Annotated in this window: 18 protein-coding genes and 1 tRNA gene; 9 read left to right on the plus strand and 10 right to left on the minus strand. The window is 59.6% G+C overall.

The genetic code is table 11. From position 1 onward, the window contains the following. The first annotated feature begins 281 nt into the window (after positions 1 to 281). Complete coding sequence (locus WC683_13455) at positions 282 to 1,934, plus strand: hypothetical protein (GenBank protein MFA4973612.1); 1,653 nt, start codon at positions 282 to 284, stop codon at positions 1,932 to 1,934. Positions 1,935 to 2,112: 178 nt separating this feature from the next. Further along, complete coding sequence (locus tag WC683_13460; GenBank protein ID MFA4973613.1) at positions 2,113 to 2,292, plus strand: hypothetical protein; 180 nt, start codon at positions 2,113 to 2,115, stop codon at positions 2,290 to 2,292. Here WC683_13460 and WC683_13465 read toward each other — a convergent pair. From WC683_13465 to WC683_13490, 6 genes are all read right to left on the minus strand, one after another. Further along, on the minus strand, positions 2,285 to 2,665 hold the full coding sequence (locus WC683_13465) for a hypothetical protein (protein MFA4973614.1): 381 nt from the start codon (positions 2,663 to 2,665) through the stop codon (positions 2,285 to 2,287). The genes WC683_13460 and WC683_13465 overlap by 8 nt on opposite strands. Before the next feature lie 127 nt (positions 2,666 to 2,792). Further along, positions 2,793 to 2,869, minus strand: a tRNA-Arg gene (locus WC683_13470). Positions 2,870 to 2,924: 55 nt separating this feature from the next. Further along, the gene (locus WC683_13475; protein MFA4973615.1) at positions 2,925 to 4,304 is read right to left on the minus strand and encodes a tyrosine phenol-lyase; all 1,380 of its coding nucleotides are present in this window, start codon (positions 4,302 to 4,304) and stop codon (positions 2,925 to 2,927) included. Positions 4,305 to 4,321: 17 nt separating this feature from the next. Then, positions 4,322 to 4,708 (minus strand): RidA family protein, encoded by a 387-nt coding sequence (locus WC683_13480; GenBank protein ID MFA4973616.1) that lies wholly within the window; start codon positions 4,706 to 4,708, stop codon positions 4,322 to 4,324. An 11-nt stretch (positions 4,709 to 4,719) separates the two neighbouring features. Beyond that, the gene (pepT, locus tag WC683_13485) at positions 4,720 to 5,976 is read right to left on the minus strand and encodes a peptidase T (protein MFA4973617.1); all 1,257 of its coding nucleotides are present in this window, start codon (positions 5,974 to 5,976) and stop codon (positions 4,720 to 4,722) included. Between the two features lie 85 nt (positions 5,977 to 6,061). After that, complete coding sequence (locus WC683_13490) at positions 6,062 to 8,092, minus strand: oligopeptide transporter, OPT family (protein ID MFA4973618.1); 2,031 nt, start codon at positions 8,090 to 8,092, stop codon at positions 6,062 to 6,064. A gap of 83 nt (positions 8,093 to 8,175) precedes the next feature. On the opposite strand from WC683_13490, the gene WC683_13495 reads away from it, so the two are divergent. The 4 genes from WC683_13495 (at position 8,176) to WC683_13510 (ending at position 12,550) form a co-directional block, all read left to right on the plus strand. After that, complete coding sequence (locus tag WC683_13495) at positions 8,176 to 9,342, plus strand: DUF1343 domain-containing protein (protein MFA4973619.1); 1,167 nt, start codon at positions 8,176 to 8,178, stop codon at positions 9,340 to 9,342. Between the two features lie 92 nt (positions 9,343 to 9,434). Then, positions 9,435 to 10,274, plus strand: coding sequence for a radical SAM protein (locus tag WC683_13500; protein ID MFA4973620.1), 840 nt, complete (start codon positions 9,435 to 9,437; stop codon positions 10,272 to 10,274). Between the two features lie 85 nt (positions 10,275 to 10,359). Next, positions 10,360 to 11,772, plus strand: coding sequence for an aspartate aminotransferase family protein (locus WC683_13505; protein MFA4973621.1), 1,413 nt, complete (start codon positions 10,360 to 10,362; stop codon positions 11,770 to 11,772). Between the two features lie 22 nt (positions 11,773 to 11,794). Beyond that, positions 11,795 to 12,550: a hypothetical protein gene (locus tag WC683_13510; GenBank protein ID MFA4973622.1), complete on the plus strand. Its 756-nt coding sequence runs from the start codon at positions 11,795 to 11,797 to the stop codon at positions 12,548 to 12,550. Here the strand turns inward: WC683_13510 and WC683_13515 are convergent. The 4 genes from WC683_13515 to mnmE all read right to left on the minus strand — a co-directional run bounded on the left by WC683_13515 (position 12,544) and on the right by mnmE (position 17,613). After that, complete coding sequence (locus WC683_13515; GenBank protein ID MFA4973623.1) at positions 12,544 to 12,990, minus strand: hypothetical protein; 447 nt, start codon at positions 12,988 to 12,990, stop codon at positions 12,544 to 12,546. The genes WC683_13510 and WC683_13515 overlap by 7 nt on opposite strands. Positions 12,991 to 13,008: 18 nt before the next feature. Then, entirely contained in the window at positions 13,009 to 14,892 is a 1,884-nt protein-coding gene (gene mnmG, locus WC683_13520; protein ID MFA4973624.1) for a tRNA uridine-5-carboxymethylaminomethyl(34) synthesis enzyme MnmG, read from the minus strand. A gap of 69 nt (positions 14,893 to 14,961) precedes the next feature. Next, on the minus strand, positions 14,962 to 16,140 hold the full coding sequence (locus WC683_13525; GenBank protein ID MFA4973625.1) for a hypothetical protein: 1,179 nt from the start codon (positions 16,138 to 16,140) through the stop codon (positions 14,962 to 14,964). A 105-nt stretch (positions 16,141 to 16,245) separates the two neighbouring features. Further along, the gene (gene mnmE / locus WC683_13530; GenBank protein MFA4973626.1) at positions 16,246 to 17,613 is read right to left on the minus strand and encodes a tRNA uridine-5-carboxymethylaminomethyl(34) synthesis GTPase MnmE; all 1,368 of its coding nucleotides are present in this window, start codon (positions 17,611 to 17,613) and stop codon (positions 16,246 to 16,248) included. Between the two features lie 102 nt (positions 17,614 to 17,715). Here mnmE and WC683_13535 point away from each other — a divergent pair, with 102 nt between their 5' ends. The 3 genes from WC683_13535 to pgk form a co-directional block, all read left to right on the plus strand. Continuing rightward, positions 17,716 to 20,154 (plus strand): MMPL family transporter, encoded by a 2,439-nt coding sequence (locus WC683_13535; protein ID MFA4973627.1) that lies wholly within the window; start codon positions 17,716 to 17,718, stop codon positions 20,152 to 20,154. A gap of 95 nt (positions 20,155 to 20,249) precedes the next feature. Then, positions 20,250 to 21,254, plus strand: coding sequence for a type I glyceraldehyde-3-phosphate dehydrogenase (gene gap / locus WC683_13540; protein MFA4973628.1), 1,005 nt, complete (start codon positions 20,250 to 20,252; stop codon positions 21,252 to 21,254). An 18-nt stretch (positions 21,255 to 21,272) separates the two neighbouring features. Further along, positions 21,273 to 21,693, plus strand: a 421-nt coding sequence (pgk, locus tag WC683_13545; GenBank protein MFA4973629.1) for a phosphoglycerate kinase, incomplete at its 3' end; no start/stop codon positions are given.

Below are 21,693 nucleotides of genomic sequence, written 5' to 3' on the forward strand. Positions count from 1 at the left end.
GATGGTCACCGAGAAGCCGAAGGAAGAGAAGACCATGCCCCAGATGCCGCACGGCGGCGGCATGGGAGACATGTACTAGCAGCTGAATAAGGCTCATCAGCCAAAGAGGTGGTCCCGAGAGGGGCCACCTCTTTTTTATGATGCTGAAGTTTTATTGACCCCAAGAAAATCAACGTGTTATAATGCACCAACTTTTTGGGGGAATCATCTTGCGCACTGCCTCGCTTTTTTCTGCAAACAAATCGATCAGATCGGCGATATTTGCCGTCGGATTCGCTGTCGTGCTCCTGGCCTCGTTTTCAGCCCATGCGCTGAGCTTCTCCAGCCACGGCTACTACAGGCTCAGGGTCGTGGGGGTAGACAACCTGGACCTCCAGGGCGCCAATTCCGACATACCTTACAACAACGACCGCTTCGGCTTCATTCAGTACAACCAGATGAGGCTGAGACTCAACCCAACCCTCAAGCTCAACGACTGGCTATCCGTGCAATCGACACTCGACATCCTGGACAATATCCTGTTCGGCACGAGCGACACGCGTGAGCTCAACATAATCGCGCCGGTGGTGGGCGAGCAGACCCTTCCGCCGGGAGCCGGATCCTATTACATGGTGGGCCCGGATCACGTGGGCGAGAACGGCGCGCTCAACATGCGCAGGGTCTGGATGGACATCCAGACACCGATCGGAAAATTCAGGGCCGGCCGCCAGCCGTCCAACTGGGGGTTGGGCATATTCCAGAACGACGGCAACGAACTGCAGGGCGACTTCGGCGACACGGCCGACAGGATAATGTATCTCATGCAGTACGGTTTCTCAGGCGGCGGCGCATTCACCGCAGGAGTCCTGTGGGACATCGCTTACGAGGCCCAGTTCGACCCGCGCATCACCGGCCTCGCCAGCGCCCCTGAATCCAACAATCGCGACACGCAGCAGTATGCGGCCATCCTTATATACGATCAGCCCGCGTTCTCGGTGGGTATGTTCGGGGGCATCAGGAGGCGCAACGGCCCGAACGGAGCGACCACCATGGTCGTCAAGGACGCGCTGGGCAATGACGTGGATGCTGGCATCGACGGCGACACGTTCCTCTATTTCACCGACCTCTATGCGCGCTACACCTGGCGCAACTACAGCTTCAAGCTCGAGGGGGTCTATATAGGAGGCAAGGTCTCCACAGGGCTTGCGCTCGACGCAATTCCTTTCGCCGGCCTCGGCGCGGGCGAGGGCATCATACAGCTGCCTCCGGACCAGTCGATGCAGGCCTTTCTCGCCGCCTTCGAGGCGGAGGGCAAATACAATTTCGGCGGCGCATGGAAGTTCCAGGCCGGTTTTGCCAACGGCGACCAGACGCCGCTCTCCACGAAGATCACTCAGCTCGGATTCAGGCCCGACTACCAGATCGCGCTCATGATGTTCCACATGCCCCTGGGAACGAGCCCGTCGCTCTACGGCCAGAAAGCGGGCGGCGGCGGAGGCACTGAATATCTCGCCGGAGGCAAATCGATCACAGGCAACTACGTGAACAACGCGCTGTATTTCACGCTCGGCTACAAACACGAGTTCAAATTCAAGGATTCTCCGTGGGTCGACTGGGCAAAGGTCGGCGGCAAGTTCGTAACTGCCTGGGCGCCGAAAAAGAACACGAACATAGACTTCGCGGATCTCATACCGCAGGCCGGCAACTGGCCGTCGGTCAGCGAGATCGCAGATTCGATGTTCTCGCGTTGGTACGGTATGGAGTTTGACATCTCCGCAGAGGCGCAGCTCTTCAACTACCTTTACACCGTCCTCGACGTAGGCCTCCTGATCCCGGGGCGAGCCTATAACATCAACGTGAACCTCATCGATCCGGGCAATATCGTGGAACCGATCCCCAACGACAGGGCGAACATGGCCTGGATGGTGAGGCTTTCCACGATCCTTCAGTTCTGATGCATCCCTCGCAGGAGATCGTCAAAATATCGCCGACGCTTCATCATTTTGACGCGGACAGGTCGCATAACGGATTTTGTTTCGTTGAACCCATTTGAAAAATAACGAAATTATTACAAGCGCCGCTGACCTGCACCTGGCCTCGGCATTGCAATAAATCCCATGTGGAGGCTGCGACATGAGGATGCCCATCGGAGTCATAAAGGAGTGGCGCCGCAGGGAACGCGAGAAGAGGCAGAGGGAAGACGAGGCCCGCAGGCCGGCTGAAATGCCGCTGCCCGATGCGCAGAACAAAAGGCCCAGGGGATACGGGGAGGAGAGCGGTAAAAAATCCAGAATAGTGATCAGCCTCAGTTGAGCTTTCTCACGTCCGGTTTTTCATCTTTCACTTCTATCACCACTTCACCTTTGCCTGACACGCTGCAGATCGCTTCGACCTTGAAGCTGTCGCCGATCGACGCGGGTATCTTGAACGGCGGCATGGTCTGGTTGCGGTGGCTCGTCTGGAAATCGAACTCCTTTTTCGCAACCTCTTTGCCGTCCTTGTAGACGACCACTTCTTTGATGAAGTGGTCCTTGGGGTCGTTCACGATGTGCTGCACCGTGATATTCAGCTCGCCCCTCTCCACGTCGTAATATCCGTCCACAACGTTGGGAGAATGCGCGAGGGCAGGCGAAATGGCCAACAAAGACACCGCAAGAAACGACCCTGCAAAAATTATCGTCTTCATATTAACCTCTATTGTCCATTATCCATTTTCGACTTTCTCGATTTTCCGCCAAGTGGACCGCAGGGGAAACCGAAAATAGATTAATCGAAAATAGAAAATGGAAGACGATTTTCCTGGCGGAAAATCGTGGCGCGCCTGGCAGGACTCGAACCTGCGACCCCCTGATCCGTAGTCAGGTGCTCTAATCCACTGAGCTACAGGCGCATAATAAATTTTCATTCACCGGGCCGCGCAACCTAGTCTATGATATTGTTTCCTGTCAAGCCGGCTCAAACCTGGCCTGAAAGAAGCGCAGGGCCTCGGGCTCATAGGTCATCTTGAGCCCTTTGATCTCCTTTCTGCGCTTCCAGACGTTCTTTATCGTCTCCGCGGTCACGTCCATGTGGGAGTTCGTGTACGCACGCCTGGGGATCGTGACCCTGACGAGCTCGAGCCTGGGGCAGCGGTGTCTCTTTGTCACCGGGTCCCGGCCTGCGGAGACGATCCCGCGCTCCATCGTGCGTACGCCGCTCTCGACGTATATCTCGGCGGCGAGCCTCTGCGCCGGGAATTCCTCCTGCGGGATATGCGAGAGGAACGCCTTCGCGTCCAGGAAAACAGCATGCCCTCCGACGGGCTTCACTATCGGTATGTCGGCGGCGATGAGCTTCTCACCAAGATACTCCACCTGTCTCACGCGCCAGCTAACGATGTGATCGTTCTCCGCGGCCTCCTTGAAGCCGCGAGCGCAGGCCTCCATGTCGCGGCCCGCCATGCCGCCGTAGGTGTGCAGTCCCTCGTAGACAACCACCAGCTCCTTGGCCTTGATGAACAGCTTTTCGTCATTCATCGCAAGCCAGCCGCCGATGTTCACGTACGCGTCCTTCTTGGCCGACATCGTGCACCCGTCGGTGTACGAGCAGAACTCGCGGCAGATCTCCTTGATGGTTTTGTTCTCAAAACCCTTCTCGCGCCGCTGTATGAAATAGCAGTTCTCCAGGATGCGCGCCGCGTCCAGGATGACCTTGATGCCGTGCTTGCGGCAAAGCTTGGAGGTATCCTTCATGTTCGCCATCGAGACCGGCTGCCCTCCCGCCATGTTGACCGGCGCACCGATGCTCACGTAAGGGATGCTGTCGGTCCCGTATTCAGAGATCAGGCGTTCAAGCTTCGCTACGTCCACGTTGCCCTTGAACGGGAGATCCGCCGACGGGTCATGCGCCTCATCTATGATCACGTCGTGAAACGTGGCCCCGGCCATCTCCTGATGGAGCCTCGTCGTGGTGAAATACATATTGCCCGCGACGTGATCGCCCTTCTCTATGAGCGATTGCGAAAGTATGTTCTCAGCGCCGCGGCCCTGGTGAGTGGGGACGACGTGCTTATAGCCCATGATGTCGCGGATCACCTCTTCCAGGAAATAGAAGTTCCTGCTGCCAGCGTACGCCTCGTCGCCCATCATGATCCCCGCCCACTGGTAGTCGCTCATCGCAGCCGTGCCGGAGTCGGTGAGCAGGTCGATCCAGACGTCCTCGCTCCTGAGCAGAAAGGTGTTGTACCCCGCATCCTTGATCGCCTTCTCTCGCTCCGGGCGCGTCGTCATCCTGATGCTCTCGACCATCTTGATCTTGTACGGCTCCGCCATGAGGCTGAGATCCATGTCTCGATTCCCTTTCCCTATTTGCAAACGATCGCGTCTATCTCCACGCCCACGCCCTTCGGCAGCTTCGCTACCGCTACGGTCGCGCGCGCAGGCTTGTGCGCTCCGAAGAACGACGCATAGACCTCGTTCACCGCGGCAAAACTCTCCATGTCGGCAAGGTATATCGTGGTCTTCACGACGCCCTCGAACGAAAACCCGTCCGCCGCGAGCACAGCCTTCAAGTTCTCCATCACGAGCCTCGCCTGCTTAGCCGCATCTCCGCCGAAGAGCTCCAGGTTCCCCGTAGCAGGATCGATCGGTATCTGGCCCGAGCAGAAGAGCATATCGCCTGCGCGCACCGCCTGGCTGTACGGCCCTATCGCCTTCGGTGCCTTATCGGTGTTGATCATCTTGAGAGCCATGCATCGCTCCTTCAGGCGGATTTTTCCACCCAGATGTCGGTCACGTTGAGGATCGTCTCGACGGATTTCTCCATCCACTCCAGCGGGACCCATTCCTTCTTCGAATGATAATTCATGCTCCCGTCAAAAAGGTTCGGCGTAAGCAGGCCCTCGAAGGAGAGCCTCGCCCCGTCGGTCCCGCCGCGGATCGAATTGCGCCTTGGGGCGATGCCCGTGCGACGGATCGCCTCCTCGGCGTAGCTCACGACCTTTGGGTCGCGGTCGATCGCGTACTTCATGTTGCGGTACGACTCCTTGATCTCGACGTCTATCTTGGCGCCGTGTTTGCGGCTCACATACGAAGCCGCGTGCTTAAACACGGTCTCTAGCTCCTCGAGCCCATCGACCGTGAAATCGCGCACGAGGAAATGTATCTTCGCCTCCGAAACGTTGCCGCTCATAGTAATAGGATGCAAATACCCCTCGCGCTTCTCCGTGGTCTCGGGCGTGCGGTTGGCGGGGAGCGCCATTATGAAGTCGCTGCCCGCGCGCAGCGCGTTTACCATCTTTCCTTTTGCGTAGCCCGGGTGCACGTCGGCGCCGGTTATCGTGACGAACGCTGAGTCCGCACAGAAGGTTTCGTCCTCGATCTCTCCGACCGACGACCCGTCCACCGTATAGGCGTAGTCTGCCGCGAACTTCTTGACGTCGAAGTGCTCCGTCCCGCGGCCGATCTCCTCGTCGGGCGTGAACCCGACCCTGATAGCGCCATGCAGCCGCTTCGGATCTTCCCTGAGCCGCCAGATGGCTTCGAGGATCTCCGCAACGCCGGCCTTGTCGTCGGCGCCAAGCAGCGTTGTGCCGTCCGACGTGATGATGGTCATACCCTTGCAGCGCGCCAGCTCGGGCTCATCCGCCACCCGGATCACGATCGCTTGGTCGCCCGGCATCACGATGTCGCCGCCGTCGTAGTTGCGATGAATCTGCGGGCGCACGTCCTTGCCCGGGACCTCGTGATAGGTATCGACATGGGCCAGAAAACCTATCGTCGGGACTTTTCCGTGCGCAGGGTGGCCGGAGGGAATGTTGGATGGGAGCGTAGCCATCACATATCCATGCTCGTCCATCGCCGCGTCTTCTAGCCCCGCGGCCTTGAGATCATTAACGAGCATCGCGAGGAGTTCCTTCTGCCCCTCTGTGGAGGGATAGTTGTCCGTGCCCTCAGCGGAGCGGGTATCGACCTTCACGTACCTGCAAAACCTATCGAGCAACGTCTCTCTTTTTGCCATATCGATCTCCCATGAGTTTATTTTTCAAAAAAACCCCGGCAGCATCCCTCGCCTGCCGGGGTTTGGCCGAAATCAATCCGTCTCCTTACGCCTCTTTCTTCGCACGCCTGGAATCGAGATACACATACGCGCAAAGCGCTGCGAGCATCACGAGTCCCATCCAGTTGCCGAGCGATCCTTCGTTGGCGAAGTCGGGCAGTATCTTCGCGCCCGTCTCCGACTCGATGTACTTGAGCACCGCCCCAAAGACCCCCATGAGCGCTCCGCCGGCGATGAAGCCCGATGCGATCAGGGTGCCCCTTTCGCGGCGGGCCCTCCCCAGCGCCTCATCCTTGCCCGCGCTCTTCTGAACGAAGTGCGCCACCAGTGCGCCCACCAATATCGGCGTGTTGAGGGAAAGCGGGATATACATGCCCAGCGCAAAGGCCAGCGGCGCTATCCCCAGGAGCTCCATGAGTATGGCTATGACTGCGCCGATGCCGTAGAGCAGCCACGGCGCGCCCTTGGCCGCCATCATTCCCTTGATCACCGCGGCCATCGCGTTTGCCTGCGGGGCCGGGAGCGGCTTCGCATGCTCAGGCGTGGGCACGAAGCCGTAGACCTTGTTGAGCATCACGATCACGGCCGCCACCGTCACGGCCGCGAATACCGTGCCGAGTATCTTGCACCACTGCTGGCGCGAGGGCGTGGATCCGATCCAGTAGCCGACCTTGAGATCGGTGATGAGCCCGCCGGACATCGCCAGCGCAGTGCAGACCATGCCTCCGATGACCAGGGCCGCCATCATGCCCTTGGGACCCGAGAGCCCGCACGAGATCAGTATCAGGCACGAGAGTATCAGCGTGATCAGCGTCATGCCGGAGACCGGATTGATGCCGACGATTGCGATCGCGCGCGCCGCCACAGTGGTGAACAGGAAGGATATGACGAAGACCACGACCACCGCTATCAGGGCGATCTTGAGCGGCGACAGCTGGTCGACGAGCACGGAGAACCTGAAGAATACGAAACTCACAACGAGGATGAGCAGCATGCCCGCGATCACGATCGGCATCGGGATATCGCGCTGCGTGCGCTCGACCCCCTTTTCGCCTTCGTGTTTCTTGCGCGCCGCGAATATCTCCCTGAAGCCCTTGGTGAAGGCCTGCAATATGATCGGGCTGGATTTGATTATGCCGATGAGGCCGGCGGCGAATATCGCGCCTATGCCGATGTAGCGGACATATGTGGAGAATATCTGGTGGGCGCTCATGGAGGCGATCAGCGCGTCCGCATCCGCTGGCGGTATGGCCACCGTGACGAAGCCGCCCAGGTAGTTTATCACCGGGATGAAGACGAACCAGGACAGGAACGAACCGCATGCGATGATCATCGCATAGCGAAGGCCCACGATGTAACCCAGACCCATGACCGCGGCTCCGGTGTTGATGGAGAGCACGGCTTTCACCTTCTCGGTCATCGGCGCGAAGAGCTGCACCATGCCGGTGGTGAACTCCTCAGCCCATGCACGCATCGCAATGGAGAGAAAGTCGTATACGCCACCCACCACCGCCGCCAACGCCAGGACCTTCGCCTGCCTGCCGCCCTTTGCGCCGGCCACCAGCACCTCGGTGGTCGCAGTCGCCTCCGGGAATGGGAGCTTGCCGTGCATGTCGGAGACAAAGTAGCGGCGCAGCGGAACCAGGAAGAGCACGCCGAGGATGCCGCCCAGCGTCGCCGAGACGAAGAGCTGGAACAGGTCCACGTGCTCATCGAGGCCCAGGATATAGAGCGCTGGCAGCGTGAATATGGCGCCGGCCACGATGAGCCCGGAGGCAGCGCCCACGGATTGTATTATGACGTTCTCGAGTATCGTGGACTTGCGGCGGAACACGCTGCCTAGCCCCACCGCCAGGATTGCGATCGGGATCGCGGCCTCGAACACCTGCGCTATCTTGAGGCCCAGGAACGCGGCGGCGCCTGAGAAGAGGACCGTCATGATGATGCCGATGAAAATCGACCTGAACGTGATCTCTTTTACCTTCGAATCCGCCGGCACGATCGGGACGTATGACTGGCCGGGCTTGAGTTCGGTATACGCGTTATCCGGAAGGCCTGATTTCCCGAAGTGTTCCATTTTTCCTCCCCTTTGAAAGTTGAATATGGCTAAAGCAATTTGAAACAGATGGCAAGGGCCTCTGTTTGTGCTACTGATGCCCCATGCTCCTCGGGATAGACATCCTGCTCACGAAGAGACTCTCCCTTATCAAGGGCAAACGGGTGGGGCTCCTCGCACACGCGGCGAGCCTGAATGCAGAGGGCCGACACACCCTGGATCGCCTCGCGAATGACGCGGGCGCCAAGATAACCGCTCTCTTCGGCCCTGAGCACGGATTCGCGACAAAGGCGCAGGACATGGAGCCGGTGGAGACGCACGAGGACGCCCAGGGCAAGCTGCCGGTCTACAGTCTCTACGGGGGGGACCTCGACTCCCTGAAACCTGCGCCTGCGATGCTTAAGGATCTGGATGTGCTCGTGGTGGACCTGCAGGATATCGGCAGCCGCTACTATACATATATATGGACCGTGGCGCTGTGCATGGAGGCGTGCGTCGAGTCAGGCAAGGAGATGATAGTCTGCGACAGACCGAATCCGATAGGCGGGGAACTTATCGAAGGACCTGAAATAGATGAAGGATATCAATCTTTTGTAGGACTCTTTCCGATCCCGGTGCGGCATGGCATGACCATCGGAGAGATCGTTCAGCTTATGAACGATCAGGGGGGCATGGGCGCAAAGGTCACAGTCGTGGCCATGGAGGGATGGAAGAGGTCGATGAGCTGGCAGGACACAGGTCTCGCTTGGACCAACCCATCGCCCAACATGCGTTCGTATACAGCAGCGCTCCTCTACCCGGGGATGTGCCTCATCGAGGCGACCAACATCTCCGAGGGCCGAGGCACGGACACTCCCTTCGAGATCGCCGGCGCACCCTACATGGACACGGACGACCTGATGGAGGCCTTCAACGCGCTGGGGCTCCCGGGCGTCACCGCAGCGCCAACATCCTTCATCCCAATGAGGCAGAAGTGGGAGGGGAAACTCTGCCACGGCATCCGCTGGGTGATCACGGATGCAGCGGCGTTCAGGCCCTATCTCACAGGGCTTGCCTTCATATGGCTCTGCCACAAGATGTATTCGAACTCCGGTTTTGAATGGCGTCACGACCCGTACGAGTTCGTCGCCGACCGCCCTGCGATAGACCTGCTCACCGGATCGTCCCGGTTTCGCGAGGCGATTACAAAGCTCTGTCCGGAAACGCTTAAACTTCTTGCCGAAACGCCGGACGAGCTCATCGATGCGCGAAGCTCCGCGCTGATCTACTGAAGCCCATGCCCTGCGCAAAGACATCCCCAGCATACATTGCCCTCTCAAAGGGCAATGAACTCGCACGCCGCGCCGGCCGCGCGTATGCGGCGATGAAATCCTGCAGCCTCTGTCCGCGCGACTGCAAGGTCGACCGCCTCAAGGGGGAGCTCGGCTACTGCAGGATCGGCAAGAGGGCCGGGGTGGCAAGCGCGAACCTGCACCACGGCGAGGAGCCTCCGATCTCAGGCACGCGCGGATCCGGCACGATCTTCTTCACAGGCTGCAACATGAGCTGCCGCTTCTGTCAGAACTGGCCGATAAGCCATCTGCGACACGGCAAGGCCGTGACGCCGGAGAGGCTCGCGCAGATGATGCTGGATCTAAAGAAGCGGGGTGCGCACAACATAAACCTCGTCACGCCCTCGCACGTGGTGCCGCAGTTTCTCGCAGGGCTCACCATCGCGGCAAAGGACGGACTCGATCTCCCGATAGTTTACAATTCCAACGGATACGAGGGGCTCGATGCGCTGAGCCTCCTGGACGGCGTGATCGACATCTACATGCCCGACATCAAGTATTCCACGCGCGAGGCGGCGCAGCGCTGCTCGCTCGCCCCTGACTACTGGGAGCACGTGCGCCCCGCGCTCAAGGAGATGTACAGGCAGGTCGGCGCGCTTGCGATGGACGATGAGGGGATCGGCGTGCGCGGGCTCCTGATCCGCCACCTCGTCCTCCCCGGCGGGCTCGCAGGATCCGAGAAGGTCTTCGAGTTCGTGGCAACCGAGCTATCGCCCGATGTCCCGGTGAACCTCATGAGCCAGTACTTCCCTGCCCACGACGCAGTGGACGACCCGCTCTTGGGTAGGGGGATTTCAAAGGAGGAGTTCGCGAGCGCCGAGGCGGCGCTCCATCAGTACAACCTCACAAATGGTTGGATACAGCACATGTAACCCCTTTAAAATTAATGGGTTGCCTATAAAGATAGATTCTGCTAGGTATCGCCGCCACAAAAGTACGACATCAGAGGACCCCCCTATGACCACAGATATCAAGACCCTGCTGGAAGCGCACGCCGGCCGCGGACACGAGCTATATGCAAAATACATAAACCCTCAGCTTGTGCGCGTGCTCAGGACGATAGGCTTTGACCGCAAATACGTGCGAGCAGAGGGACCGATCCTCTATGATGCCGATGGAAACGATTTCTTGGATTTTTTGGCCGGCTACGGTGTCTTCGCTCTGGGTCGCAATCACCCAAAAATCATAAAGGCGATCAAGGATGCGCTCGATCTGCAATATCCGAACATGGTCCAGATGGACGCTCCTCTCGCCGCGGGCCTTCTTGCGGAGAGGCTGCTCTCCTACATGCCCTCGGGCGTGGACACGGTCTTTTTCACCAATTCCGGCACCGAGTCGAACGAAGGCGCGATAAAGTTCGCGCGCAAGGCAACCGGCCGCTCCCGCATCATCTTCTGGGACCACGCGTTCCACGGGCTGACCACCGGTTCTCTCGCGCTCAACGGCGGCGCCGAGTTCAGAAAGGGGTTCGGCGATCTGCTCCCCGGCGCCACAAAGATCCCGATGGGCGACATCGAGGCGCTGAAAAGCGAGATCGACAAGGGCGACGTCGCCGCCTTCATCTTCGAGCCGGTGCAGGGGAAGGGCGTGTACGTCGCCGAGCCTGTTTTCTACGCCGAGGCGGAGGCGCTCTGCAAAAAGAACGGCGTGATCACGATCTGCGACGAGGTGCAGACCGGTTTCGGCCGCACAGGAAAGATGTTCGCGCACCAGCACTGGGGACTGAAACCCGACATCGTCACAGTGGCCAAGGCGCTCTCCGGCGGGTTCGTCCCGGTCGGCGCGATATGCTACCGCAGGGCGATCTACGACAAGGTCTTCACCGACATGGAGCACTGCGTGGTGCACTCCAACACCTTCAGCAGAAACATACTCGCCGCCGCCGCGGGGCTGGCCACGCTGGACGTCATTGAGGAGGAAGGCATCGTCGAGAACGCCGCGCGCATGGGGGCGATGATAATGGACGGCGTGCGCGCGATGAAGGGCCGCTTCGAGATGCTCTCCGAGGTGCGGGGGATGGGCCTGATGATAGGCATCCAGTTCTCCGAACCCAGATCGCTGACGCTGAGGGCCGGCTGGAAGATGGTGCACGCGCTCAACAAGAGCCTTTTCCCGCAGATGATAACCGTGCCCATGATGAGGGATCACAGGGTTCTCACTCAGGTGGCGGGCCACGGACTCGACGTGATCAAACTGTTGCCGCCTCTGTGCATAAACGAGTCGCACGTGGAGCGGTTCCTCAGCGCCTTTGAGAAGACCGTGGCCGAGTGCCACAGCTTCCCGGGCAGCGCGTGGAAGGTGACGAAGGACCTCGCTTCTGCCAGCGCCAGGGCCGGCAGGGACACGAGGGAAGACACGCGCCGGCTGTAAAACCGATCTCCGGGGGAAATCGATGAAGACAACGACCGCAGCAATCGCACTGTTGGCCTTCGCAATAGCATCGCTGGCATCCGGCGCCGCAGAAGCATCCCACAAATACAAGGAGCTCAAAGGCGCCCGCCAGGTCGAACGCAGGGAACCCGCGCCCCAGTTCACACCGAGGAAGAGCCAAGATGAGAGCATGATGGAAGAGCACATGAAGAGGGCCGACGAAGAGGGGTACGACTGGCGCAAGTTTCAGAGCGAGTTCGGCGTGTTCGGCGGCGATTTTCTGGGCGACGAGTGGTACAACAACTGGGACGTCGGGGGACGATACTACTTCAACATAAACAAGATGTTCGCGTTCGGCGCCGAATACCAGTACAACCCGATCCGGGCGGACAGCTCAGGCGACTTCGGCAAGAGCCTCCGGACCGACAATTCGCATACCCTCTTCGGCGCGATATCCATCGCCAACGATGCGGCGTTCAAGGCGGGCAAATCGATCATAGACTGCGATCTCTTTCTGACGGTGGGCGCAGGATCCATGCAGATAAACAGGGACTGGGAATGGCTCGCTGTGATAGGCGGAGGCATAAAGGTGTATACGCCTATGCGTTGGATGGCCGTGCGCTTCGACGTCAACAGCTACATGCACCCCACGCCGAAACCAGGAGGGAACTCCTTCAATGCCGACATGGCGCTCAATCTGGGTTTCTCCTTCTTCGTGCAGCCCCACATGAAGAAAGCCCTGAGTCAACCGGACGGCGAATCAGCGTCCGCTCACTGAGCGCTTGAGAAATCGAGAGTCACCGCAACCGTATCCCCGTCGTTGTCAGGCGCGTTGAATTCAGCTCGCGCGGTGAGCGGCGCCGTGTCGACCGAATCGCCCCAAAAGAGATTGCCCCGCATCACAATGGCGGCGCCCTTTTGCGTCCTCAGGTTCTTGATCTCGAAATTCCCGAGACCATCGAACATCTGGACCGCAAGGTCCATGGCCGGATCGCTCTTCAGGTAGAGCGTCGCCTGCATGCCGACGAAGTCGTCCGAAGAGCCGCAGGTGGAGCAAACGGCGTTGCCCAGGACGCTGAAGGTCGCCAATTCGATCTCCTCATAATCGAGGAGGTTCCCCTCCAACGTAGGGGCGTGGACATCGCCGGAACAGCCGAAGCTCCACAAGAGAAGAGCTCCTATCGCAAAACCCGCGATCCTGAGATATCCCTTTTTCATATCCACCTCTCGATACGATTATAACCCTGAATCGGCCGCGCCGCAACGCGGGCGTTTGAGCGCTATCATCATTATCGAGATAGCGGCCGGGGTGATGCCCGGTATCCGAGATGCCTGCCCGACCGTGGAGGGCCTCACCCTCGCGATCTTCTCCCTGACCTCGTTGGACAACCCGGGCACATCGGAAAAGATCATGCCGTCCGGGATCATCATCTTCTCAAGTTCGACGAGCCTTGCAGCAGCCTCCCTCTCAGCCTCGATGTAGCCCGCGTATTTGATCTCTATCTCGGCCCGCGCGGCGGGCTCCCCTGACGCAGACCCCGCAAGTCCAGGGCAGAATCCCAGGAGCACTTTTTGAATCGTGAGCTCAGGCCGGCTGACCAGGGAAGAGAGAGATTCCTGCTTCCTGATGGGCGCGCTCCCGAGAGAGGTGAGGATCTCGTTCGTCGCGATCGTCGGAGAGACGATCGTCTCCCTCAGGATCTCGATCGTCCTTCTCACCTCATCCTCTGCCGCCCTGAATCGTTCCCATCTCGCCTTGGGCACAAGCCCGACGCGTTTCCCTATCGGAGAGAGCCTGGATGCCGCGTTGTCCTCCCGCAGGATGAGCCGATGTTCCGCGCGCGAGGTGAACATGCGGTACGGCTCCTCCGTCCCCTTTGTCGCCAGGTCGTCTATCATCACGCCTATGTAAGCCTCGTCGCGCCGCAGGACCAACGGGACCTCGCCGCGGAGAGAGAGGGAAGCGTTGATCCCCGCGATCAGCCCCTGGCCCGCGGCCTCCTCGTATCCGGAAGTGCCGTTTATCTGGCCCGCAAAGTAGAGCCCTCTCACGCGTTTTGTCTCGAGGGTTGCCCGAAGCTCGGTCGGGGGAACGAAGTCGTATTCCACCGCGTATCCCGATTGAACTATCTCGGCGCGCTCCAGACCAGGTATCGTTGCAAGCATCGCGCGCTGGATATCCATCGGCAGCGACGTGGAGAGCCCGTTCACGTAAATCCAATCCGTGTCAATCCCCTCCGGCTCGAGGAAGAGGTGATGGCTCTCCCTCTCCGGGAAGCGGACGACCTTGTCCTCTATGGAGGGACAATACCTCGGCCCAGCGCCCTTTATCTTCCCCGAGAACAGCGGCGAGCGGTCGAGCCCTGCGCGGATCACCCCGTGCGTCTCCTGAGTCGTATGCGTGATGTGACACGCGAGCTGAGGCAGGATGTTTTCGACATCATCGTATGAGAAACGCGGCCTGGGCAAATCGCCCTCCTGCCTTGCGCACTTCGAGAAGTCTATGGAGTCGCGCGCAAGCCTGGGGCAGGTGCCGGTCTTGAGCCTGGCAAGCGGGAAACCCATGCGCGCGAGGGAGCCGGAGATCTCGTCGCACGCATCGTCGCCTATCCTGCCGCCGGGCACGTGCTCCATGCCGAAGTGCATGAGGCCGCGCATAAACGTGCCTGCGGCGAGTATGACCTTCTTGGCATGGATGCAATCGCCGGATTTTGTTCGCACGCCTGATACCGCATGGTTCTGCGCCACAATCTCTGCGGCCTCCGCCTCGATGAGATCAAGGCCCGCCTGCCCCTCGATGACGGCGCGCATGTACATGTGATAGCGCTCGCGATCGGATTGGCAGCGCGTGGCGCGGACTGCAGGCCCCTTCGACATATTGAGCCTGCGGAACTGGATGCCGGTGGAATCGGCCGCGCGCCCCATCTCGCCGCCGAGCGCGTCGATCTCGCGAACGATGTGGCCCTTGCCCAGGCCGCCTATCGCAGGGTTGCAGCTCATGGCGGCGATGGCGCCAAGGCGCGAGGTGAGAAGCAGCGTTTTCGACCCCATGCGCGCGCATGCTAGCGCCGCCTCGCAGCCCGCGTGCCCCGCGCCTATGACTATGACATCGTAAGACATGCCGCCCCTGTAGATCGAAAAAAGGGCCCCGGGAAACCCCGGGGCCCCCTGTTCAACAACTTGAAGTTATCACTGACACACTGTGCTGATATTCTGCACCAGGTACTTGATCGCCTTCTCCTGGTTGGAGCCTGTGGAGGCGCCCTCTATGTGATACGAGGTGTAGAAGACGCAACCCGAGGTTGTGCTCGGCCTCCAGCCCACAGTGATCGGACGGGTGCCGGTGAGCGTGCTGAGCGGAGAGATCGTGCCCTGGATAAAGGTTGTGACGCCGCTGGCCACCGAATCAATATCAGCCCAGCCCCCGAGATCGAATATGATGTCGATCGGGGTGCCCACGTATGCAGCGAGACCCGTATCTACCACTTCGCCCGAGACAGTGCCCGTGGTCGTGCTAGCCGGACCCCACGTGATTATGCCGGGGAATACGGCCTCGAGCCATGAGTCGGAGAGGTCGGAGAAATACACGTGGCCTCCGCCTGTCGAGAAGGCTTGCAGTGCCGCATCCGTAGTGGCGCTGCTGTAGTCGGCCATGCAGTTGACGAAGAGCGCCGCATATCCGCTGAGGCCGTTGGCATCGATGAAGGTAGAAGGATAGTACGACGAGGTGGTGTCTTCGCTCAACACCAGGAGCCCCTTGCTCTCGCAATCCGCGCTGGTCCTTGCGCCGGCGGCATCCATGGTAGCGGGATCGAACGGATTGCCGGATCCGTCATCCAGAGTACATCCCTTGAGCTGTGCGAGCAGCACTTGCACGCCGTCGAACGCGCCCGGCACCACTGCCCACTTGGCGGAGATGTCGCCGGTCATGGCCTGATCGCCCACGTCCGTCGTGGACCCTGCGACTATGTCGGCGTTGAACGTCTTGTCATCAAATCCCTCGAACGTGAGATAGAATGCCGTGGTGCCTGCCGTGCCCGCAGGGACCAGGCACGCGAAATTGCCCTGGCTGTCGGCCACGCACTTCGTCGGATCTTCGACGCCTTTGGCGGTGATCGTGCCTAGTTCAGCCGCCACGTTGGCGGTCGGCGTGCCCAGCAGGACTTCCGCCCCGGCCAGCGGCGTGACTCCGTCGGCCGCAAGGCACTGGCCGCATACGACACCGCTGGTCTCCGAGCCGGCCGGCACCGCACAGGCGGCAAGGCCAGGCAGCTCAGTCCCGCCGTCTCCACCGCCTCCGCCGCTGCTGCCGCCGCATCCCACAAAGGCCACAGCAACCAACACTGCAAAAAACGAAATCTTCTTCATATTGCCCCCTTTCGTTTGATGCCCATGACCTAATACCATTCCATCAAAAATTCCAAGCACCAAATCCCAATGACCAAATAAATTCCAATGATCTGAATTCCAATGTCATTTCCCGATGCAAAATTTTGAGAAAATGCGGTCGAGGAGCTCCTCTGTGGCAGCCTCCCCCGTGATTTCATTTAGGGCCTCGTGCGCAGCCCTGAGCCTCTGCGCCACAAGCTCTACCGGCCTGCGCTCCGCCAGCTCCGCAAGGGCCCCTTCGAGCGCGCGGCCTGCAGCATCGAGCAGCGACTTGTGCCTGGCCGAGACCACGACGGCGCCCCCTGAGGGGGACGCGGCGCCGATCGCCTCCCATGCGAGCCTCTTCGCCAACTCTCCGAAACCGTCGCCGGTCAAAGCGGAGGTTCGCACCGGCTCCGCCTCCAGCTCCTCGATGTCGAAGTTCTGCGGGAGATCCGATTTGTTCACGACATAGAGCGCCTTTTTGCCCAAAGCCAGCTTCAGCGCCTCGCGGTCCTCCCCTGAAAACCTGCGCGACCCGTCGAACACGACGAGAGTGAGGTCCGCCGAGGCGATCGCTGCCTTTGATTTCTCGATGCCCAGGGATTCCACCTCGCCTGCAGCTGTGCGCAGCCCTGCCGTGTCCAGGAAGGAGAAGACGAGTCCGTCTATGGAGGCGCGCTCCTCGACCACGTCGCGCGTGGTGCCGGGGGCGTGGTGCACCAGCGCGCGATCGAACCCCACGATCCTGTTGAGCACGCTGGACTTGCCGGCGTTCGGCCTGCCCGCTATGGCGACCCTCACTCCGTCCCTCATCATCCTGCCGTTTTCGAACGTGAAGGCCAGCCGCGCGCACGACTTGAGAGTGTTTGTGATCGCTTCGGCCAGGCCCGTCTCGCCGTCTATCTCCTCATCAGGGAAATCGATCGCAGCTTCGACCCGCGCCCTCAAGCCCGCCGTCGCATCCGCTATGAGCCTTATCTCACGGGAGAGCCTGCCCTGAAGCTGCTCCGCCGCGATCCTCGCTCCGCGTTCGCCCTCTGCGGAGATCAAGTCGCAGACCGCCTCGGCCTGGGCGAGGTCCATCTTGCCGGCGAGAAAGGCCCTGCGCGTGAACTCGCCTGGACCTGCCGTCCTTGCGCCGGCAGCAACACACGCATCGACGAGCTTCGCCAAGAGCGGCTGCGACCCGTGGCACGATATCTCCACGACATCCTCACCCGTATATGTATTGGGGGCCGGCATATGGACGGCCATCACATGATCCGTGATCGGCGACCCGTGATCCGCAAGATCGACTCTGCCGAGATAGAGTTTGCGCGGTTCGAAGCCTGAGGGATGGACGCGGCCGCGCCAGAGGCGAGCGAATATCTCGCGCGAGGAGGGCCCGCTCATGCGCACAACCCCTATCCCTCCGGGGCCCGCAGGCGTGGCGATCGCAACCACAGTATCTTTTGCACAAAATCCTCGCACGGCCGCACCCTTAGCCTCCGGCCGCCCAGCCTGTCAAATGATTTGCCATGCCCGCCAAGCTCTGTTAGAAATCGCGCTCCCAACCCGTTTCAAGGCGCTGAAATGTTAGAGAGAATAGTCAACGCATACACGAAGCTGTCCCTTAGGCTTTTCATCCCGATCGGCATCTGCCTCATCGCGCTGACATATTTCTGCGTCCCGAAGGCGGTCCTGCTCTTCAAGAACATAAAGACCGATTTCGCCACGCTGCTCCCCGACGACTATGCATCGGTCAAACTCTACAACGAGATGACGGACATCTTCGGCCAGATGAAGAACCTCACTCTCATACTGGAGACCAAGGACCCGGAAAAACTCCGCCCGATCATCCCGAAACTGGCCGAGTTTCTCTCAAAGGACCCGGCGATAAAAGAGGTCGACTGGCGCAAACGCGGCTACGATTTCTTCGACGAACACAAGCTTTTCTATCCCTCCAAAGAGGATCTCCTGGAGCTGCGCGACCGAATAGACCGAAGGATACAGCGCGAAAAACTCGGCAGCCTCTACATTTCGTTCGAGGACGACGGCAAGAAAGACACGTTCGACGACCTCAAGGACAAGTACGCGGAGACGTACTCGGGCAAGATAACGAGCGAGTTCTACACCGACGACGCGGAGACGGTGTTTCTCGTCAACATTTTCCCCAAGGGCGAGGATTTGGACGTCGCCTACTTCAAAAAATTCTCCGAGCACATCAGGGCTCGCATCGCCGAATTCGACATAAACAAATACGACCCCGCCGCCAGGGCCCACTACACGGGGGGTGTGATCACCAGCGTGCATGAGTATGACTCTCTCACCCGCGACCTCAAGATCGCGGGCATCGTGTCGGGGCTCGGCATGCTGTTCCTCGTCGTTTTTTACTTCAGGAAGCTCAGGGCGATCCTCTTCGTATTTTTGCCCCTCGGCTGCGGCTTGATCTGGAGTTTCGCGATCGCGCATCACGCCATCGGCCACCTCAACATGACAACGGCGTTTCTTTTCTCTATCATCTCAGGCCTGGGCATAGATTTCGGCATACTGCTCAACTCGAGGTACTACGAGGAGCGCTTGAACGGGGCCGGCCTCTTCGAGGCCATGAAGACCATGATCCTGCTCACCGGGCGCTCCTCGTTCACCGCAGCCGCCACCACCTCCGCCGCATTCCTCGTCCTTATCATGAACGACTTCAAAGGGTTCACCGAGTTCGGCTTCATCGCAGGCATAGGCGTCATGGTGATCCTGCTGGCGTACATACTAATGTTGCCTTGCATGCGCGCCATCGAGGAAAAAACGCCGCTGCTGAGAAAACGCGCGTTCACGGTGACGAACCTGAAGCTTGAGAGGCTCCTGGTGTTTTCCGGCCGCAGGTCTCTTCGCGTGCTGGCCGCCCTGCTCATCGTTTCCGCCGCGCTCGCTGCGTTTTTCCTGAAATTCAATTACAACTTCGCCAATATCCGCGCCCCCAATCCGCAGCTGGAACTGGCCCAGGAGTTGGAGCACCGAGTCAACCCACAGAAGGCCGTGCCTTCCGTCATCCTCGTTCACTCGAAGGAGGACTCAGAGGCTGCTAAGGCTGCAGTGGAAAAGATTAAGGAGCAGGAGCCGGACACGCTGATAAGCAGCGCAAGAAACGTCTACAGCCTCGTGCCCAAAAACCAGGATGAGAAGCTGCCCGCGATGGCCGAGATAAAGAGACTTCTCGATGACGACGTCATAGACAAGCTGGTGAAGGGCGAAGACAAGGAAAAGATAGAAGGCCTCAAGAATTCCACCGCGGCAAAACCATTTGTCATGAAGGACGTGCCCTCCGCAATCAAGGATTTCTTCGTGGACAAAGAGACCGGCGAGCAAAATCAACTCGTCTACATATTCTTGAAACCCAGCGTCGATCTCAAGGACGGGAAGCTCGCGATTCAGCTGGCCCGCGACATCCGCGAAATAAAAGCGGATAACGGCAAGACCTACAACGCGGTATCCAGCTCCGTGATCTTCGCCGATGTCCTCACCGTGATGATCGAGGATTCGCCGAGGGCGATCCTCCTCTCGTTCGCCGCCGTGTTTCTGCTCCTGTTGATTGATTTCAGAAATTTGAAGCAATCGTTCATCGCCATGATGCCGCTCCTGTGCGGCGTGCTTCTCATGCTGGGGGTCATGGCCGCGGTCGGACTGAACTTCAACTTCTTCAACATGATCGTTCTCCCCATCATCCTCGGCATGGGCATAGACTGCGGCGTGCACATGTTCCATCGCTTCAAGGAAGAGGGATACAAAGATCTCCCCACCGTGATGCGGACCACAGGCGGCTCGATCGTCATGACCACGCTGACCACGATAGCCGGATTCTCCGGCATGATCTTCGCGCACCATAAAGGCCTCCAATCGATCGGCATAGCCGCCTCCGTGGGGCTCGGCGCGATCTTGATCGTCAACCTTTTGTTTTTCCCGGCGATTTTGGCTTGGCTCTGGCCGCAAAGCAAAGTTACCGACGGCCTTGAACAGCTCAAACGAATTGAAAAATAGGGCTTTTTTGCCGTTGACGGCAAAAGGCAAACCTGTATACTCCGCCACCCTGTAAATCAAAATAACCCTAAAAAACCATTTCTTAGGAGGACAGAATGACGATTCGCATCGGTATCAACGGTTTTGGACGCATCGGCCGCTTTGCGCTGAGGGAAATTGCACGGGGCAAGAGCATGAAGTGCGTGGGCATCAACGACATCGTGACCCCTGACGTCATGGCCCACCTTTTCAAGTACGACTCCGCCCACGGCAGGTTCGAAGGCGAAGTCTCCTGCACCGAGAAAACGCTCAGGGTGAGCGGCCATGAAATTCCGGTCACCAGCGAAAAGGACCCTGCGGCCCTCCCGTGGAAGGCGATGGAGTGCGACATAGTGCTGGAGTGCACCGGTAGGTTCGTGGACCGCGCAAGCGCGTCGGCCCACCTTGGCGCAGGGGCGAAGCGCGTGATCCTCTCTGCCCCGGCAAAGGAGAAGGACACCCCGACGTTCGTCTACGGCGTCAACCACGAGACCTACGACGCATCCAAGGACACGATAGTCTCCGGCGCCAGTTGCACGACAAATTGCCTGGCGCCCGTGGCCAAGGTCCTGCAGGAGAGCTTCGGCATCGAACGCGGTTTCATGACCACGATCCACTCCTACACCAACGACCAGAGGCTCGTCGACGCACCCCACAAGGACCTGCGCAGGGCGCGCGCTGCCGCAGTATCGCAGATACCCACAACCACCGGCGCCGCGAAGGCAGTCGGCCTCGTGCTGCCCATGCTCGCGGGCAAGCTCGACGGTATCTCGGTCCGAGTCCCGACGCTCAACGTATCTCTCGTTGATCTGGTAGCTACGCTTTCCAAACAGGCGACTGCGGACGAAGTGAACGCGGCGCTGAAGAAGGCCTCCGAAGGCGAGCTCAAAGGCATTATGGCGTATGTGACCGACCCGTGCGTGTCGGTCGACTTCATGGGCGACAATCACGCCTCCAACGTCGACGCAGGCTACACCAAGACCATCGGCAACATGGTCAAGGTCCTCTCGTGGTACGACAATGAGATGGGCTTCACCCATCAAATGCTGCGCCTGGCTGAGTACATGGGAAAGAAACTTTAGTTTATTGGAAGGGATTGTATGACGATCAAATACATCGACGAGCTTGCGATATCTGAAAAACGCGTGTTCATCCGCGTGGATTTCAACGTCTCGCTCGACGATTCCGGCCAGATCAGGGATGACACCCGCATCAAAGCGGCGCTCCCGACAATACGCTACGCGCTCGGAGAGAACGCGAAGGTGATCCTGGCCTCGCACCTGGGCAGACCGAAGGGCAAGCCCAACCCCAAGTACACGCTCAAGCCCGTGGCGACAAGGCTCGCCGAGCTCCTGGGAGACGTGGACGTGCTGATGCCCGAGGATTGCGTGGGCGACGCCGTGAAGAAACTCAACTCGGAGATGGAGCCGGGCCAGCTGATGCTGCTCGAAAACCTCCGCTTCCATCCAGAGGAGGAAGCGAACGACGAGGGATTCTCGAAGCAACTCGCCGCGCTCTGCG

This window comes from bacterium, assembly GCA_041648665.1.
Lineage (GTDB): Bacteria > UBA10199 > UBA10199 > 2-02-FULL-44-16 > JAAZCA01 > JAFGMW01.